This window comes from Afipia sp. MLSD5-FHT05B12 (assembly GCF_058793355.1).
Genome location: NZ_JBXAFS010000016.1, coordinates 76,022 through 92,831 on the forward strand (window position 1 = coordinate 76,022; position 16,810 = coordinate 92,831).

Consider the following 16,810-nt stretch of genomic DNA (forward strand, 5'->3'; position numbering starts at 1 on the left):
GAACGTGGGCGATATGGGTTCTCCACGTGAATTTTGGGCTTTCGGTGGGCGATGCGTCGAATGGAGGCCGTTCTGATTTAATCTGAAAACGGGCTTATTTTGCGCGCCCAACTCGCTGCTACCTGGAGCGATGCGTCGATCACAGCAGCAAGCCGTTTAAGAGGTACCTTCGCGAGAATTCGGATTACGGCCGGCTTTGGTCCGCGCACCGCGACGGTGCAGCCAGACGCTAACTAGTCCGAGACCAACAAATAGTACCGGGATCACGACATAGACAGACTCGGAAAGCCACGCCATCAACCCGGCAGTGCTGAGCGCGCCTAGCGCGACTATAAGGAGCGGCGCCCCGCAGCACAGCGCTACGAGCATGGCTGCAATAACACCAATCGGCATGTTAGTGCGGTCGTTCATGGGGCTCAGCTTTTCGGCGAGGAGGGATAGCCCGCCTTCGTCGTCGCGGCCGTGAGAGCTTTTACGTCGGCTTTTGTGTCGTCATAGGTCACGACGGCCGTCTTGTCGTTGTAGGACACGACAACTTTGCCCACGCCGGGCACGGCGCTGATGGACTTCTTCACCGTAAGGGGGCAAGCCTCGCAGTACATGTTTTCAACCGTGAGTGTGACGGTGCGCTCGCCAGCAAAGGCAGTGCCACAACTGAGCAACACCAGTGCAAAGCCAGAGACCGCGAGAGGATATTTCATAGTATGAGCCCTTCCTTGTGGATCGACCTGGATTTGACGATACCGTGCGACACTAGCCTTATGACGCACTGTTTGCGTGCCCTCATTGGCCCTACTCTTAAAGCCTTTCGCTGCCCAAGCGGGTTGATGACTCAGCGCGTTCGCCGCCGGGACTGCACGATCACTTAGCAAGCTCTGATGGATAGCCGGCATTCGTGGTCGCCTTCACCAACTCGGCCACATTCGTGACCGCGCCATCGAAGGTGACCGTCGCTTTCACGTCCGCCATTTCGTTCGGCTGCGAAACTTGCACCGCCTTGACGCCGTGAACACTAGTCAGCGTACGCTTCACGATCGGGCCGCAGAAGGCGCAATCGGCGTGATGAACGGTTAGAACAATGCTCGGCTCACCCGCCTTTACCGCTCCGGAGGTGAGCAAGAGAGCAAAAGTGGCGGCGGCAGCGATAGTACGGATCATAAAGTTCTCCTTATGGTGAGATGACCGGAATGGTTACACGAACAGAGGGGCGAGCTTCGGGAGACCAAATGCGACGGCAACCAGGATGGTTGCTGTCCAGAGCCCTATCTTGACGAGGCGGGTCGATTTCGGGCTGGCGCAGTAAGAGCCCTCCACGCAAGCTGGTTTTGGTCGCCGGTAAACCCAGTAAAAGCCATACCCGAGGAAGGCGAGCGTCACTGCTATGAAGATCGGCTGATAAGGTGCGAGCGCCGTCACGTTCCCGATCCAAGCGCCGCTCACGCCGAGGGTGAAAAGGACCAGCGGCAGGACGCAACAGGACGACGCGGCAAGGGCGCCCAGAATCCCGCCCGCGACAGCTAGCCCAACTCCGCGGGTTGATGAGCCGGCAGGGCTCTCCGTTCGCCATATGGACGCGGTGTCTTCCACTGTCTGCTGTACAGATCTGTCCATAATGCTTTGGTCCTTTGGTCCTTTTTGCGCCGACGAACAGAATCTAACTCCTGTAGCTGGTACAGGTTCAAGGGCGAAATTTGTCGCTGCGAACACAGTCATGTGAAGCGGACTCGCACCTAACCGTCCCCAGGGAGGGGAATCGCGCCGACGGGCTCGGCACGGCGGTTTCCGACTTCATCATCGGAGCGGACGGTGCTTCGGCGGAGCCGGAATGCCTGCTGCTTTCCCTGCGGGGCAACCCCGACCCCTCTGCCAACGAAGAAACGCGTGAGCGGCAAGGCGCCAGTAACGGTCGCGCCTGCCACCTCGGCGAAGTTCAACCCACCCAACCAGGCCCGCATTCCACAAGAAGAGCCGAGGACGACCGGATCCAAGTTGGCGCAGGGCGACAGCGGCACAATCAGCAGCAGTAAAAGCCGGTAAGAGGATTTTCGTCTATAACGAGATGAAGCGCTTATCGCCCGCTGGAACGAATCAATTCGGGACAAGCTTCAACAGCGGTACGGCATCCTCGACACCCCTTAGCCTGTGCGCGCCGACCGATTGAAGACCGGCAACCGCAAATCGTCGGGCAAAGGCCTCGGTAAAGAGATAGTCGGCCCCGAGCACGCGCGTATGCTCAAGACAGCGCTGCGCCACGTTCACGGCGGTTCCAATGATCGTGAAGTCGAGGCGCTCGCTAGAGCCGATATTGCCATAAAGAACTTCACCGAAATGTACACACAATCCGTGGTGTAGCGGCGATTCGTTCCTTGCCGTTCGGGCTTGATTAAGCTCTGTCAGTCGGCGTCGGATGGCGTGCACAGCAGCCATTGGTGCCGGTTCGGGGTCGTCCGTCACATCCATGGGAAAAAAGCCAAGCACGGCATCGCCGATGAACTTAAGGACATAACCGCCGTGTTGCTCGATCGGACCGACGAGGCAGTCGAAGTAATCGTTGAGCAAACCTACGGTCTCCTCCGGTCCAAGGCGCTCCGTAAGCGACGTGAAGTCATGCAAGTCGGCGAACAGGATCGCAGCCGTCACCAACTCGCCGTGGCCGGCGCGGATTTTCCCGCGCAGAACCTGCTGGCCAGCGTTCCGTCCGAGATAGGTGCTGAGCGTCGTTTCCACTGTCTCAAGTGCCGCGAAGCGCTCAAGGACAATGGCAAAGAGGCCCGTCAGCCGTTGAAAGTCCCTGATGGCTGCGTCTTGGAACCCACCGGCTCGCCGCGTCGCGACTGACAGCGTATTGACGGTGCCGTCTTTGAATAACAGCGGGACAATAAGATAGTCGGTGTACCCCGCACCTCGAAGTTCGTCATAGAGGTCGCATCGATGAGCGGAAACGGCCTGCAGGTCTCGCACTCGCAGCTCGGTACGCGATGAGTGAACGTGATGGTCGGGAGAATCGAAGTAACCGGGGCGGTTCCTGAGGCCGTGCGGCCACTCGACGATACGGACTTTGTCCTCCGAAGCCTCCCAGAGGTAAGTCCGGGCTCTGAACGCGGGATGCAGCGTCTGCAAGCCGACGAATACCCGCTCAATTTGTGGTGCCGTGCGTGCGAGAAGCGTTCCGGCGTCCTGCAAAAATGTTTGCGCATTCGATCCTGGTCCCGCACTGGAAATCAGAGCGAGAACGATCTCTGCCATGTCGAGTGAGCACGCATCCTCAGCCATCGCACCTCTAAACCTGCCCTCCTCCTGACCCACGCAATTGATAACGGTTATTAGCTCGTCTGCAACGGGGGTCTTCGAGGGTTCTGATCTCGTTATCGGCGCGTGCGGCGATCCGGCGGAGTGGATGTCTGCTGCTTCTCTGCTCGGCAAACCCGGGCCCTCCACCAAGAAAGAAATGCGTAAACGGCAACGGCCGCGCCTGCGGTCGCGCCTGCCACCTCCAAAAAGCTCAGCCCACCCAACCAGCCGGCCACTCCACCAAGAAGCGAGCCGAGTACGACCGGACCGAAGCAACAGAGGGCAACCAGCGGCGCAATCAGAACAGCAGTTACAAATCCAGCATAAGTTTTCTCACTCATGACAGCATCACCATCTTCCTGACGAGCATCTGGGCTAACCGCCACTGGCGCCGGTAAATACTCGGGCCTCATTGAAAGGATTCAGCGCGGTCGACGCAGCCTCAAAAGTCATGCTAAACTCTGTAGGAGCTACAGGTGCAAGCTATTTTGTCGAGGTTTGCTCGTCCCGTTGCAGCGTATTCCTTGCTAGCTCACGCTCAAATGATTATGTTCTGTATCTACTACAGGTTAGGAAAAGGAAGAATGTCCGACAAAACCACCACGCGCGACCAACTCCTGACCCGGGGCGGACTGGCCGTCCAAACCGGCTGCAACATTGAGACGATCAGGTATTATGAGCAGATTGGCGTATTGCCGCCGCCGCGCCGCAGCCAAGGTGGCCATCGGCTCTATGGGCCAGAACTCGTCAAACGGCTGAACTTCATTCGGCGAAGCCGGGAGCTGGGGTTTACCCTTGACGAAATCCGCGAGCTGCTCCGCCTCGTGGACGGCCACAAATACACGTGCGCGCAGGTCGAGACGCTGGCACTTGAGCATGTGCGCGAACTCGGTCGCAAGATTTCCGATTTGAAGAAGCTTAAGAGGGTGCTTGAGATCATGGCTGCGCAGTGCACCGGCAGCAAGGTACCCGAATGCCCCGTGATCGACGCGTTGTTCGACACGCGGACGCGGGCACCACTTCAGAGCCAGCGTTCCCAATCGTGACCTATCAACGCTCTATCAATAATCAATAGAAAGGGCGTGGCACGCCTGGAATTTGATAACGGTTGATGCCCCCAAGCTTGTGAACACCAATCGGCCCGCTGGTGCTCCGCCGGGTGCTGGCGGCTTTCATCGTTCTCACGGGGATGCGTGGAGACCCGCTTGGCGCTAAACGGAATTATAGGAAACCCTCATAGTGCGTGCTTGACTCTGTAGCTCCTACAGCCATTAGCCTCGCTTCAGCGTAGAGCCGCGCATGGGGCTCGTCGATCGAGAAGCAGTCATCCGAGAGAGCGGCCGCCGGCTTGGCGCCACGTCGGATCGCTCACTCGGAAGGAGGTGGAATATGATTGCAATTCTTCAGCACAGCGAAGGCTCCGTTTTCGATGCTCTTAGAGAGCACCAGACCTCGGCTGAATTTTGGACGCCGCGCGTGGTGGCGCTGATCGCAACTGCGGCAGGACCTCTGCCTCTCTTGCTCGACATGCGGCTGGGCGTCGCAATGTCGCATGCGGCCCTGATCCTGTGGCCTCTCTCGATTCTACTGACAGCGGCCTCGATTTTCCTCGCGCAAAGGACGGGAGACCGGTTCTTCGTCAGGACAGTATTAGTATCTATGCTGGCGGGATATATGGCGACCGCCACTTACGATTCGAGTCGTGTCGCGGGGATGAGCGCTGGCTTCACAAAGATGGACGAAGCCCTCGATTTCGGAATGAGGCTGACAGGACAAATCGCGCCGGGGGCAATGGACGATGATATGCACGGCTCGGGAGCGATGGACGACGGAATGAAGCCATCCGGACAAATCGCTCCAGGAGCCAGTCGCGCTGCTCATGCGGACCAACCGACGGCTCAGGGCGATCCACACGTGAAAGCCGCCATCCCTAGCGCGCCACCCCCGGATCAGGCTCAGAACGACACACATGGAGGTCAGCATGGCTTCGCTCGAGACGACGATCACAGCGCCCCACCAGATCGCCACGCGCCGGGAAAGCCGGGGACGGTAGCCCTCGGCTACGCGTGGCACTATTGGGCCGGTGTGATGTTTAGCCTTTCATACCTGGTGCTTTTCGGTGCGCGGCGGTGGTGGATAGCCATCCCTTATCTCGTGGTCATCATCTACCCCGGGATGGTTATCGCGATGGGGTCGCACTCATGGGCGAACTTCGTGTGGGAGGCCGTGGGACACGCCGGATTTGGCCTTACTTTGGGTCTCGTGAGTTACGCTTTTCTTGCACAACGCGAAACTCGCGTTGCGACCTGATGAGGTCCAAATCTGTTTGCGGGAAGATACTGTTTCACCGACCGGCATTCAGGATTTGGCGGCGGTGCCCGGTCCGCTGCGGTGCCCCACGCGACTAATCTCGTGTGCGAGGTATGGCAAATGTCGTGCTCACGTTTTGGGAATCGGTAGCGCCCTTTTCGGGCCACTGGATCTTGGTGATCGGCAATGGCGGCACACGATGGTGTTGGAGACATCTCGGATAAGCATCAGCCCTTAGGTCGACCAGAACTGTCGCCTGTGGCATTGATTCTGTGCGGCGGCGGCAGCTTGGGCGCTATGGAAGTAGGTTTCTTCGAAGCGCTGACCGAGTTCGGCGTACAGGCGGATTTCATTATTGGCAGCTCCATCGGAGCATTGAATGGCGCCTGTATCGCCAGTGGCATGGCTCCTTCGGAGTTAGTGCGGCTCTGGAGTGAGTTTCGGCGGAGCCAGGCGTTCGGTATTAACTGGGCTTGGTTACGAGATTGGCGTCGTAGCCCCGGATTTTTCAGCCTCGGACCCTTACGTGCGCTGCTGCAGCGCACCCTGCCAGCGACACGCTTCGAGGATCTCGCAATTCCCTTGACGGTTGTGACCACCGACCTTGAGTCGGGCGGTGCCGTCTATTGGCACGAAAGCGGTGATCTTATCGAGCCAGTGATCGCTTCTGTGAGCCTGCCCGGTATATTTCCGCCGGTGAAAATCGGAGGGCGACTGCATGTTGATGGTGGCCTCGCCAACAATGTTCCTCTCGACAAAGCCGAAGAGCTTGGCGCGGGCGTGGTCTATCTGATCGAATGCGTGTGTGCGGAACGATGCCCTGAGCCCCTGCGCGGCTGGACGGATATTTTGGTACGCAGCTTCTCGATCGCGCTCGCCGGCAAATATGCTGCCGAACTCAAGCACTTTCGCGGTGGGCTTGAAGTCCATGTGGTTCGCCCGCAGCTCGATCGAGAAGTTGGTCTCCTCGATTTCCGGCACAGCCCAGAACTCATTGCAACGGGCTACCATCAAACACGCGCCTATCTCGAACGGCTAGGATGCCAAATCTAGATTGGTGCCGGCGTTGATGTACGCCGCCAATTTCGAACCGACTTACGATTGCTGGGACGGAAAGCGGCCGGCCCAAAGGCCGGTCGCTCGTCGACGAGGCCCGGGAACTGGTCGCGTAGCGACATTAGGCACATCGCTGAACAGATTTTGCCGCGAGCGGATCTACGGATCGGCGGCACTCGGCTCTTTTCACGCCGTCACGCACTTTAACCTTAACGCTGTCACGCGACCGTCATACGCCACGCGGCGGCGCGCTCTTGCCCAAACGTTCGGCGACCGGCTGAATCTGCTCGACTCGCGTGCAACTGGTCAGAAACACGATCCTTTTGCACTGCCATTCGTGGCCAAGCGCACTCACAACGGGCCGAGGATACAGGGCTGTAGCCGCGGAAGCAACGCCGAGGACGAATGTAATGGAAAGAGCGATCATGGTTTTGCTGAACATTGTCGTGTCTCCCTTCTTGGGTACTTCAGGGCCAACACCCTTTCGCCTCTGCTGAACGTAGGTTCTGTAGAGACTACAGGATCAAGGGTCCGCGACGGTACGCTGGATCACAGTTTCGCGACTGGGAATTAGATCGATGAGCTGTCATGGCTCACCGGCGCCGGCGCGCGCAGACCCGGATTTGCTGCAGACGTTGCGCGACATCGGTTACACGTTGCACGAACCGAGCAAAGCTGCGCCCGTTCGAAGAGGAGCGTCGTAAGCTTTACAGTCCGCAGCTTCGCCCGCTGTGAGACGGAAGGCGAACCCCTCAAAATCTTGAATCAATTCGCGATCAAGCCTCAATCATTTTGTTCACCTCGCCCGATGCCTCGGTCCGGGGGCGTTCTAGCGTTGGCAATTTGGGCCGCTTTTCGAGCGTCTTAGACCAGGATCTATAATAGGCAATGGCCGTCATCAGCCCAATTCCGGCTATACCTACGAGGATTTCAGCGAGGAGCGAGTCGGAGATCATCTTAAGCAGGAGGTGGCCAATGAATGAGAGCAACAAACCGGCACAAAACACCTCTAGTGAGCGCTGACCACAGACGATTAACGGTCGAAGTAGGCGCGATTTCAAACCGGGCCAATCGAGAGGCAGAAACCGAACGACGAGGACAGCGATGGCTATGAAATGCACGACCCGGTAAGGCGCGAGGTTCGTCTTGTCATTTGGATTGAATATGCTCACCAGCCATTCAGGAAGTAATTTTCCGAACGTCTCGGAATGACCCGCCATTGTCATTACCAGCGCGAAAATCAGATATGCCGCTCCGATAAAGAGGATCACCGGTGACCGAATGATCGGCCGCGTCCTTGAGGCGCCGCCGAGTGCGCACCAGGCGCCTAACATGAAGAGAAATTGCCATGTAAAAGGATTGAAATACCAGACGTTCGATGGATAGGCAGGAAGATTCCACTCGAACTGTCGGGCAGCGACATACAGTACGAGCGATCCAGCAATCGTAGCGTCAGGCCGTCGGAGCATCAGCCACAATATCGGCGGACTTGCCGCCAACAGCACGATATAGAGCGGCAGAATGTCGAGGTTGAAGGGCTTGTATTTGAGCAGCAACCCCTGCGTTAACGTGAGCGTCGGATGATCGATAAGCCCGGCCACGTTAAACTGGTCCAGAAGATGCGGTTGGTTGTAGGTTTGTGCAGCCCAGGTGATCATCGCTAGATTGACAGTGAACAACACCACATGTGCAACGTACAATTGCCAGGCTCGCTCGAACAAGCGGCTAGTTCCTGCTGCGAACCCTTGCGTCGCCATGCTCTTGCCATAGACGATGGCGGCCGCGTAACCGGCAATGAAAACAAATAGCTCTGCTGCATCGCTGAACCCATAGTTTCTCGTCGTGAGCCACATCAAGGTGTTGTTCGGAATGTGATTGAGAAAGATTGCCCAATTCGCAATTCCGCGGGAAAGATCGAGACGAAGGTCACGTCCTTCAGCAGGTAGAAGTGCACGAATCGCCATGCTTGCATTCCCGCTTGTAGTTCGCCGAGCCGGCCGATTTTGTTACGGTCGCGACCGGGGCTGTTCTGAACTCCGCATAGTTTCCGCGAATCTTCGCGCTGGCGAAGATTTTCGGCTGGTGGACGGTCTTGCGGCCGGCGTAAGCCGCCGCAGTGTTCGCCGACATCTGCCGCTGGACGACCGGCCCGTGAGAGCGATCGCTTGGATTGCGATAACTGCTCGCCGCCAAAGCTGCGGAAGGAGCGCCGAGGACGACTGTAGCGGAAAGAGCGATCATGGTTTTGCCGACCATTGTCGTGCCTCCCTTTTAGGGTGCTTCAGGGCTAATACCCATTCCCACATACAGAATGTAGGTCCTGTAGAGACTACAGGAACAAGGGTTGACAGCGGTGCTGCTGGATCACAGTTTCGCGACTGAAAGTAATTAGATTGATGAGCCGTCTCGGCTCACCGGCGCGGAATATCGAGACCATCCGCTGACCGAGAAACTGAATGCAATAGCAGAGCTTCAGTGTCGGCTGTGCGCGCGCGACGCGCCCCATCGGAACATGCTCCGGCCGAATACGCCCGCCAGCCCAGCGAACCCGACCGCGGGTGGCAAGACAAGGACGAATTGCATCCGGCAAGTCAGCGATCGCAACTGCTTGCCGGATTGCCAGCGTGGCCGCCTGAATGCTGTTAGCACCTTCCGGAGCAAGGATATGTGCGCCGAGCAATTGGCCGCTGCCAGCCTCGGTGAGACCAACACTCGCCACCTGCAGACGCCTACCCGTCCTGGTAACGCCGCCGCAGCCGGAGCTGCTCCGTCGCCCGGTCCCTGATTCCTCAGAAAAGCTAGATCCGTCCCGGCTGGTTAAACCGGGACGGTAAGTGAGTTATAACGAAAGTGGTTGCGAGGACAGGATTTGAACCTACGATTTCGCGCAGCGAGCAAAACCTGAAACGATTGGCACGGAGAAGTCGGCGCGATCAGCGTTCTCGTTCCTGAATTCTCACCCGCTCACCGTTCCGGATTTGCAAAGCATCACCTTTATCGCCTTCCGATCGATGACGGTCCTGAGCTGGTTCCATGACGGTTGCTCGGCCGAATGAGTGTCCTTGTCCAAGATGGTGTGCAATCCTTTCCCTCGCCGCTTCCATGATGCTGTGACGCGCGCGTACATCCTTGGGAAACGCGCGTTCCAGTGCTTTCTCGATCAGCACCATTTGGGATTGCGCCGCGACCAGGTCGGGATCGCGCGCCACCGTCTGCCGATCGGCCGCGCGAAATTTCTCCGCGGTCACGCGCCAGCGGTTACGCGGCACCTGCCGCCGCTCGACGTGCGTCTGCCCGTTGGCGGCGTCAATCACCTTGATTTCTTTTGTGACCTGTTGGACGCCGTCCCTGCGCACATGAACGCGATCACCAAGTCGTGTCTTGCTATCGGCCGTCGCCTTTTCAAGACCCACGCCCCACACCTGATGCTGCCGGCCATTGTCGAGCTCAAGAGCAACATAAGTGGAAGCCTCGGCATCGGTACGATTGCGGTAGGGGGCCTGACCGACCTCGATCAGGCGTCCCGATATGCCTTTGTCGTAATCAAACTTATCCGCGCGCTCACCTCTATCGGAGGCCGAACGAGCCTCGACCTCCGGCGTGCCCGAATGGGTCCGGTCCCAGACTTCTCGCCGATCAGCGAGTGTCTGCCGGTCAAGCTCGGTTGGCTGATAACCTTGAACCGCTAGCCCGCGCGCGCCGGCTTCCACCCAGGCCTCGCGCCGAAATTCAACGGAGCCGCGAACCTCGAGAGATTCCCATTGCCGATGTTGCGCCACGCTGACCATGTCACGGATCACCTCGGCCGCCGCGAGACGCGTGACAAGGCGATCGTCCGTGACTTTGAAAGCGAGATACTCGCCGCGCTCATCGGCGTAAAGCCGCGCCTCGCCGTCTGGTCCATCTTTTCCGGGCTCATTGGCCACCACATAATATTTGCGGCGGATACGATCGGGAAGCGCATTGTCATCGACCGTCGTGGAGGATGACCTGTCGGTCGGCGCTGACTTTGCTGCGGGATCCGTTCCCGACTTGTCCGTGCCAGGATCGCGCCCCGTGCGATCCTGGCGTTCGAGGCTGAAGTCCTCGCTGTCGTTACGCGTGTCGTTCATGCTGCCGTCCGTTCTGCTTCCGGCTGGACCGCCGCGCCGGCGGGATGGCCTGAGCGTCGATGTAATTCAGGGTCCACGCTTTCATGTCGTCCTCGGACAGCCCTTCAAGATTCACATCCACATCCGCGAAATTAAAACTGGCATTTGCAGGAATTGTGGAGGGGTCGGCCACCTCCTCGTCGGTCATAGGGCGGGACAGAAATACCGCGCGCAGCTCCGCGACCTCGGAGCGAAGCTCCTTAATCTCGGCGTCAAGCAGTGCGTTCGAGCGGCCTCTGGGCATCTCTGGGGCAGGTGCCGGCAGAAGACGTGTGAGGAAAGCCTTGTCTTCGTAATATACTATTTTGTCAGCGATGATGGGCGGAATGCCGGTGCCGAGGATGAAGGCCCTGGATTTTGGGAGCAGTTTAAGTTCTTGCGGAAGCATGAGAGCGCGACGATGCTCGGAGATCGTCTCGCTGGTCGAGCGCATCGCCAGCCCTTTCGGTCCGCTGCGGCTGCGCGCTTTCACGGTGTCGTAACCGATGCGCTCCGAAAGTTCATTAGCGACGTCCTGTTCCTTTGGGGCGAACACAACCTCGACGGCGTGGTTGGTCATGAAGTTGCGGGCCGCGTCGAGTCCATAGATTGCGCGGAGCTGCGCCGGGCTCTGAACCACGGTGAGCAGGCGGATGCCGTAACCTGCGATGAAGGCGACCGATTTCGCGAGCACATTGACATTGCCCAAGGCGGGAAACTCGTCGAGCAGCAGCAGAACCTTGCGATTGAGTTTCGGGTTCTGTTCCGGCAGTTCGCGGGTATTGAGATCGACCACCTGCTGAAAGAACAGATTGAGAAGCGGCGCCATGCGGTCCAAATTGTCAGGCGTCACGCCGAGATAAATCGACATCGGCCGCTGTCGTAACAATCGCAGATCGAAATCGTTGGTCGATGTCGCCGCATCGATGCGCGGGTTGAGCCATAGACCGAGGCGCGCCGTCACGGTCTTGCGCACCGAGTTCAAGGTGTTCTCGGAGGCAGCGAGGAAATCGTTCAGCGCCGTGGTACAATGCCGGGAAAGCGGCGACGTACCTGACTTTCGCGCCGCGATGATTTTCTCGAAATGCGCCTTGACGTCTTGCGTAGCGGACAGCTGGTGCAGGATCTCGCCGATCGTCAGTGGAAGGCCCGGCGTTTCCGCGACATAGCCGCCGATCGCGACAAAGGCCGAGCGGGCGGCCTCGAACCAGAACGGGTCGCCGCGGCTCTCAGCCGGAAACAACATGACGGCGATGCGCTGCAGATCGTCATAAAGATCCGCGGGATCGCTCCGCACATAACCGAGGGGATTGTAGCGCGCGGTGCGACCGTTGTCCTCAAGCGGATCGAACAGATAGACCTCCTGGCCGTGGGCCGCGCGAAATCCCGCCGAGCGATCCCAGTTCTCTTTTTTGACGTCGAGAACAACCACCGAATCTGGCCAATTCAGCAAATTGGGAATGACATAACCGACGCCCTTGCCGGCCCGGGTCGGTGCATAGACCAGGACGTGTTCGGAGCCTCCAAAACACAACATCGCACCGTCCTTGCGTCCGAGCAGGATGCCTTCAGCGGAACGCAAGCCCGCAGCCTTTATTTCTCGCTCGGAAGCAAAACGGGCGTTGCCGTGAAGAGGGAGCGGACGGTGACGGAGGACAGTGCCGAGCATTCCGAACACCACAACGACGCCGGTGAGCGTCGCCAATGTCAGCCAGCGATCGAAGCGCGGGTCAGCACCGTAACGCGGCCAGCCCGTGGCGATCTCCGACCAGTGCAAGCCGCCGTCGTGAAGCCGGAGCCCGAGCAGCAGAACATTCGAGGCGACCACCAGAAACACCGCGCAGGCCGCGAGCGCAAGCGCTATGCCCTGCGCTGCCTTAGCTGATGTGGTCGCGTTTGCGAACGGGGTCATAATAGATTTCCGTGATGCGATAGCGGCCGTCGCGCTTTTGCATCTGAACGACAACATCGACCAGCAGCAACAGCAGCGAGCGGATATCGTCGCGATGCAGGTCGCGTCCCTCCGCGCTTTCCTTTACCAATAAAGTGAGTTGTTCGAAGGCGAGTCGGGCACTATCGGCATGAACAGTGGTGATCGATCCCGGATGGCCGGAGTTGACGTTCCTTAGGTAGAAGAAGGCGGTTCCATCGCGCAGCTCCTGCAACAGGATACGGTCGGGCCGCATCCGCAGGCAGGATCCGAGCAGTTCGCGCGGGCCGATCTTGGCAAGACCTTGGCCGTCCTTGGCGTAGAGCAGCCGGACACAGTTGGGATGCGGAACGACGAGTTCGGTGGTATCCTCGATCGTGATCAGCCGCTCATGTGCCGGGATCGCCGCAATCAACGCCTTGGACAGCGTGGTCTTGCCCGAGCCGGTCGCGCCGGAGATGATGATGTTGCGTCGGGTCCGCACCGCAAGCTCGAGAAACTCGCGCCAGACACCGGCTTCTTTCAGGGCGAGTAAACGATGCTCGTCGGCCGTGAGGTCGTCACTGGCGGCGCGGACCTCATCGAACAGTTTTGCTCGCTCAAAGGCGTCCAGTGTCATTGTCAACACCGACGGCTTGCGTATCGTGAGACTGACCATGCCGGCCGGCACCGCTGGCGGCACCACGATCTGGCAGCGCTCCTCGCTGATCAAGCTGGTCGAGACCACCGGGTGTTCTGGACCGATGTCCTGCCGCGTGTGGCCGGCGGCCGCGGTCGCGAGATGCATAAGGTAAGCATGGGTGAGTGCCGGTGCTTCATGCCGGGTCCAGCCGCCAGGTCCTTCCACGAAAATCTCGCCGGGGCGGTTGACGACGATTTCGGTCAGGGTGTCATCCGCCAGATATGGCGCCAACGGCTCGAGATAGCGCGTCAGTACGAGGCGGCCACCATCGCGTTCAATCGAGGGCACCGCGTTCATTTCGTCACTATGGCCGGGGCCACGATGACTCCTGGGACGGTGCGGTCCAAAATCTGCGTACGGCTCTCGATCCGCCGCAATTGATAGACCGAGGAGAAATCCACGTCGCGGGCGACAAAGATATTGACCAGCTCGCCCTGGTTCTTGTTCAGCGTCGGCGGAATGTTGATCGACTGCTCGACGGCGATGCCGGCAGCGGTATTCGTGGCGCCTGTGGTATTGTTGATCTGGATTGAGCTGTCTTGCAACTGCTGGCGCCCTATCGAGGAGGCGTCGCTGACGATCGACAGCAGCAGTGCAGAACCGAACCGCTCCCAGAAATGGGTGTCGAGGTCGCCGTCGAACCCGGCGCGGCCAAGGGCATCGGTTGCCGGCGACGCCAGTGCTGCGATCACGCCGGTCGGGGTCTTGGCGCGGGTCCACAATACGAACATGCGTTTTGAGCCGCGCCTCACATTGCCACGATATTCGCCGACCACTTGCGTGCCCTTTTCCATCAGCACGACGTTGCCGGAATCCGACATCACGTCTCGCATGACGACGCACGAGACGAAGCCCGCCACGTCCGACGACATCGCCGTCTCCAGCACGCACGGGATCGACGTTCCCTGCGTGACCAGCAGGTTGCGATTGGGAAGCCGCGCCGCGCGCACCCCCTCGATCGGCGTGGGTTTGAGCTTGTCGGCAAGTTCGTTGCGCGGTTCCCCTCGCCCAAAACCGTAGGGATCGGTGCTGATGGTTCCGGTCACGCCGTCGCGGGCGGCATGTCCCGATGAAATCGGCCGATTATAGGCCAATACTGGCGCGCGCCGCGCACTCTCCAGCATTTGGTTCGGTGCAAGCACAGGTGCTGTCGACGTGGCCGCGACCGGGATGGACGCCGTGATGATCGGCGCCGCCGGCGTTTCCTTGACGGGTTCGAACGCCGCGGCCTGCCGGATCATGAGCTTGCGGGCGGAATCACTGACCGGCTTGTCGCCTTTCCAGGTCCCCCAGATAATCAAGAAAGCAAACGCAATCAGCGCCAGCGCGCCGAAGCCGCGCTTGAGCATCGCCGTTCGACCGTTGTCGCCTCCTCCGACGGGAGTAATGCCACGGTCATCGGGCAGCGTCTCGTTTTGAAGCTCGGTCATATCGCGCCGCCTATCGTGGCTTTGGGGATGGAGGTGACTTCTTCGCCCGCCGCTCGATCGAGGGGCTCGTGGTGTTGGTGCCTGGATTGACACCGACCGCGTCAAAGGCCTCGTTGAAGATGCAAAGCACGTTGTCCCCCTTGCGCAATCGGAACTCTTTTGCGGTGGCATGAACGACCACCAGCTCGCCGCGAACGTCCTTTGGCACCAGACTTTCGGAGCCGTCCGAGTTGATCAGGTAGATCGCCGGAATTTCGCGGTTGCCCGCAAAGCGGAACGTGGTTTCCTTGCCGTCATCGAATACGGCTTCCGGCTCAAGATCGACCGAGCCCTGGGCCGAAAAACGCCAATTGCGCGCGCCGTAGGCGTGATGCAGGTCAAAAGTTTGCTCGATCAAGGTGCCTTCGCGTTCGGCGCCGCGGGATGCCGCCTCGGTGCGCCGGCGCTCAATCTCGTCCCCGGGATAGGCGAAGCGAACCACGAAGTAGCTATCCGCGAGCGTCGTCTCCGCGATCGACAACTCGAACTGATAGGAGCGCTTGCGCCCGTCGGGGCGGGTGGTGACGACCTGAAGATTGGTCGGCGGATGCTTTTCGCGCGGTTTAAGGAACAGGATGGAACCCGCGGGTGCAACCTCCCATGCGACCGCGTCGCCGATCGCGACATGCGCCACCTCCTCGTCATCGGCAAAGAGGACTTGGGTCGAGGCGCGAATCACGCCGTTCAGTCGGACCACGTTGGCCGGGTCATAGGTCACCGTGCGAACGCGCGCATCGCGCTGGCCTGGAGACGGCTGCTGCAGGGCTACACTGGGACTCGCGATGCCAAGCACCAATGTCATGAAAAGAGCGAGACGCTTCATGGTACGACCTCCGGATCGGCGCGATATTCCGAAACCAGAAAGCCGAGCGGGTTGACGAGGCGATCGGCGGAGGACATCGGCGCGTTGGCATAAGAAAACGTCAGGGTCGAAACCCAATGGGTCACGCGGGTTTCCTCACCCTTGCGGCTCTCTTTCATGAAACGCACAGACGCCACGTTTTCGGCCAGGAGCGAGATCGCCTTGATACGCACGGTGGCGACGCCAAAACGGCCTTGCACGACCTGCGGGCTTTCGGGATTGGAGCCGCGATACCAAGCCGCGAAACGGGCTTGTTCGCCCTGCCCCGAGAGCAGCGAAATCGTGCGAAAGTTGGTTTCGGCCTCTGGGTAGCTATAGCCCTCTCGCGCCCGGACATAACGTCCGAGGAAATACTTGGTGACCGCCTCGTCGTATCGTGACGATGTCGATGTGAGCGCGGAGACCGTCTCGACGATGCCGGTGGCACTATCGACCCTGATGACGAATGGCTCGACCGTCTTCAGCGGCGCAAGTGCCGCGACCGCACCGACCGAGGCCACCGCCAACGCACAAGCGCCTGCTGCAATCACCCAGGCGATACGCCGTGAGCGATGGGCGGACAGCAAGAGATCTTGCTCCCACCGCCGCGCATTCTCGAAATACGTTTTCAGGTCATCCTGACGAACCATCTCATGTCTCCTTGCCGCAGGGGCGGTAAGAAGCGTCGGTGTCGGCAAAGCGGCTTGGTGCGAAACTCATAACGGCGGAAGTCGAAGGCGGACTCGAGCTGGCATCGCCTTTGCGGATGATCGGTGCGGATGGCGGGACAGGCGGCTCAGGCACGGCCAAAGGCGTGCCGGTCTCCCAGTCCCACAACGAACGATTGAGCGGCCGCCGGGCGAGGCCGTCACATGAGGGTGGCGCCTTGGACCAGATCGCGCAGCCTCCAAGCTGCATCCCGATCACGCACATGATTGAAAGTCGGTACCACATTCTTCTTATGCCCCTGATTTCCCTGGCCGGCCTGATACCAGCGATGTTGTTTTCACGTCTAGGCGGCCGTGGCCCCCTGCGATCGGGCGCGCCGCATGCTGCCGCCTTGGCGGCTGGCCCTCATCGCCGCGAGGCCACGGCTGGCCG

16 protein-coding genes are annotated in these 16,810 nt (G+C 59.6%); 3 read left to right on the plus strand and 13 right to left on the minus strand.

Features of this window, described 5'->3' with window-relative positions; translation table 11 throughout:
- Positions 1-416 precede the first annotated feature (416 nt).
- From merP to AC1Q6J_RS18245, 4 genes are all read right to left on the minus strand, one after another.
- Positions 417-701 (minus strand): mercury resistance system periplasmic binding protein MerP, encoded by a 285-nt coding sequence (merP, locus tag AC1Q6J_RS18230; RefSeq protein WP_492280613.1) that lies wholly within the window; start codon positions 699-701, stop codon positions 417-419.
- A 160-nt stretch (positions 702-861) separates the two neighbouring features.
- Positions 862-1,158: a heavy-metal-associated domain-containing protein gene (locus tag AC1Q6J_RS18235; protein ID WP_492280614.1), complete on the minus strand. Its 297-nt coding sequence runs from the start codon at positions 1,156-1,158 to the stop codon at positions 862-864.
- 33 nt (positions 1,159-1,191) lie between these two features.
- The gene (locus tag AC1Q6J_RS18240) at positions 1,192-1,611 is read right to left on the minus strand and encodes a mercuric transporter MerT family protein (protein ID WP_492280615.1); all 420 of its coding nucleotides are present in this window, start codon (positions 1,609-1,611) and stop codon (positions 1,192-1,194) included.
- Between the two features lie 477 nt (positions 1,612-2,088).
- Positions 2,089-3,273 carry an adenylate/guanylate cyclase domain-containing protein gene (locus AC1Q6J_RS18245; protein WP_492280616.1) on the minus strand — a complete coding sequence of 395 codons (1,185 nt, stop codon included), beginning with the start codon at positions 3,271-3,273 and terminating at the stop codon, positions 2,089-2,091.
- Between the two features lie 602 nt (positions 3,274-3,875).
- On the opposite strand from AC1Q6J_RS18245, the gene AC1Q6J_RS18250 reads away from it, so the two are divergent.
- From AC1Q6J_RS18250 to AC1Q6J_RS18260, 3 genes are all read left to right on the plus strand, one after another.
- Positions 3,876-4,337: a MerR family transcriptional regulator gene (locus tag AC1Q6J_RS18250; protein ID WP_492280617.1), complete on the plus strand. Its 462-nt coding sequence runs from the start codon at positions 3,876-3,878 to the stop codon at positions 4,335-4,337.
- 343 nt (positions 4,338-4,680) lie between these two features.
- A complete protein-coding gene (locus AC1Q6J_RS18255) occupies positions 4,681-5,601 on the plus strand; it encodes a hypothetical protein (protein WP_492280618.1) in 921 nt (306 codons plus the stop codon).
- Between the two features lie 186 nt (positions 5,602-5,787).
- Entirely contained in the window at positions 5,788-6,654 is an 867-nt protein-coding gene (locus AC1Q6J_RS18260) for a patatin-like phospholipase family protein (RefSeq protein WP_492280619.1), read from the plus strand.
- Between the two features lie 232 nt (positions 6,655-6,886).
- Here AC1Q6J_RS18260 and AC1Q6J_RS18265 read toward each other — a convergent pair whose 3' ends face one another.
- The 9 genes from AC1Q6J_RS18265 to AC1Q6J_RS18305 all read right to left on the minus strand — a co-directional run bounded on the left by AC1Q6J_RS18265 (position 6,887) and on the right by AC1Q6J_RS18305 (position 16,359).
- On the minus strand, positions 6,887-7,099 hold the full coding sequence (locus AC1Q6J_RS18265; RefSeq protein ID WP_492280620.1) for a hypothetical protein: 213 nt from the start codon (positions 7,097-7,099) through the stop codon (positions 6,887-6,889).
- A gap of 334 nt (positions 7,100-7,433) precedes the next feature.
- Positions 7,434-8,621, minus strand: coding sequence for an OpgC domain-containing protein (locus tag AC1Q6J_RS18270; RefSeq protein ID WP_492280621.1), 1,188 nt, complete (start codon positions 8,619-8,621; stop codon positions 7,434-7,436).
- Positions 8,593-8,913 carry a hypothetical protein gene (locus AC1Q6J_RS18275; RefSeq protein ID WP_492280622.1) on the minus strand — a complete coding sequence of 107 codons (321 nt, stop codon included), beginning with the start codon at positions 8,911-8,913 and terminating at the stop codon, positions 8,593-8,595. Before AC1Q6J_RS18275 ends, AC1Q6J_RS18270 begins: the two co-directional genes overlap by 29 nt.
- A 677-nt stretch (positions 8,914-9,590) precedes the next feature.
- Positions 9,591-10,769, minus strand: a complete 1,179-nt coding sequence (locus AC1Q6J_RS18280; protein WP_492280623.1) for an LPD7 domain-containing protein — start codon at positions 10,767-10,769, stop codon at positions 9,591-9,593.
- A complete protein-coding gene (locus AC1Q6J_RS18285) occupies positions 10,753-12,699 on the minus strand; it encodes a type IV secretory system conjugative DNA transfer family protein (RefSeq protein WP_492280624.1) in 1,947 nt (648 codons plus the stop codon). The genes AC1Q6J_RS18280 and AC1Q6J_RS18285 overlap by 17 nt, the downstream gene beginning before the upstream one ends.
- Entirely contained in the window at positions 12,665-13,696 is a 1,032-nt protein-coding gene (virB11, locus tag AC1Q6J_RS18290; protein WP_492280625.1) for a P-type DNA transfer ATPase VirB11, read from the minus strand. Before virB11 ends, AC1Q6J_RS18285 begins: the two co-directional genes overlap by 35 nt.
- A complete protein-coding gene (virB10, locus tag AC1Q6J_RS18295; RefSeq protein ID WP_492280626.1) occupies positions 13,693-14,829 on the minus strand; it encodes a type IV secretion system protein VirB10 in 1,137 nt (378 codons plus the stop codon). The genes virB11 and virB10 overlap by 4 nt, the downstream gene beginning before the upstream one ends.
- A gap of 10 nt (positions 14,830-14,839) precedes the next feature.
- Entirely contained in the window at positions 14,840-15,691 is an 852-nt protein-coding gene (gene virB9 / locus AC1Q6J_RS18300) for a P-type conjugative transfer protein VirB9 (protein ID WP_492280627.1), read from the minus strand.
- Entirely contained in the window at positions 15,688-16,359 is a 672-nt protein-coding gene (locus tag AC1Q6J_RS18305; protein ID WP_492280628.1) for a VirB8 family type IV secretion system protein, read from the minus strand. Before AC1Q6J_RS18305 ends, virB9 begins: the two co-directional genes overlap by 4 nt.
- Between the last annotated feature and the right edge of the window lie 451 nt (positions 16,360-16,810).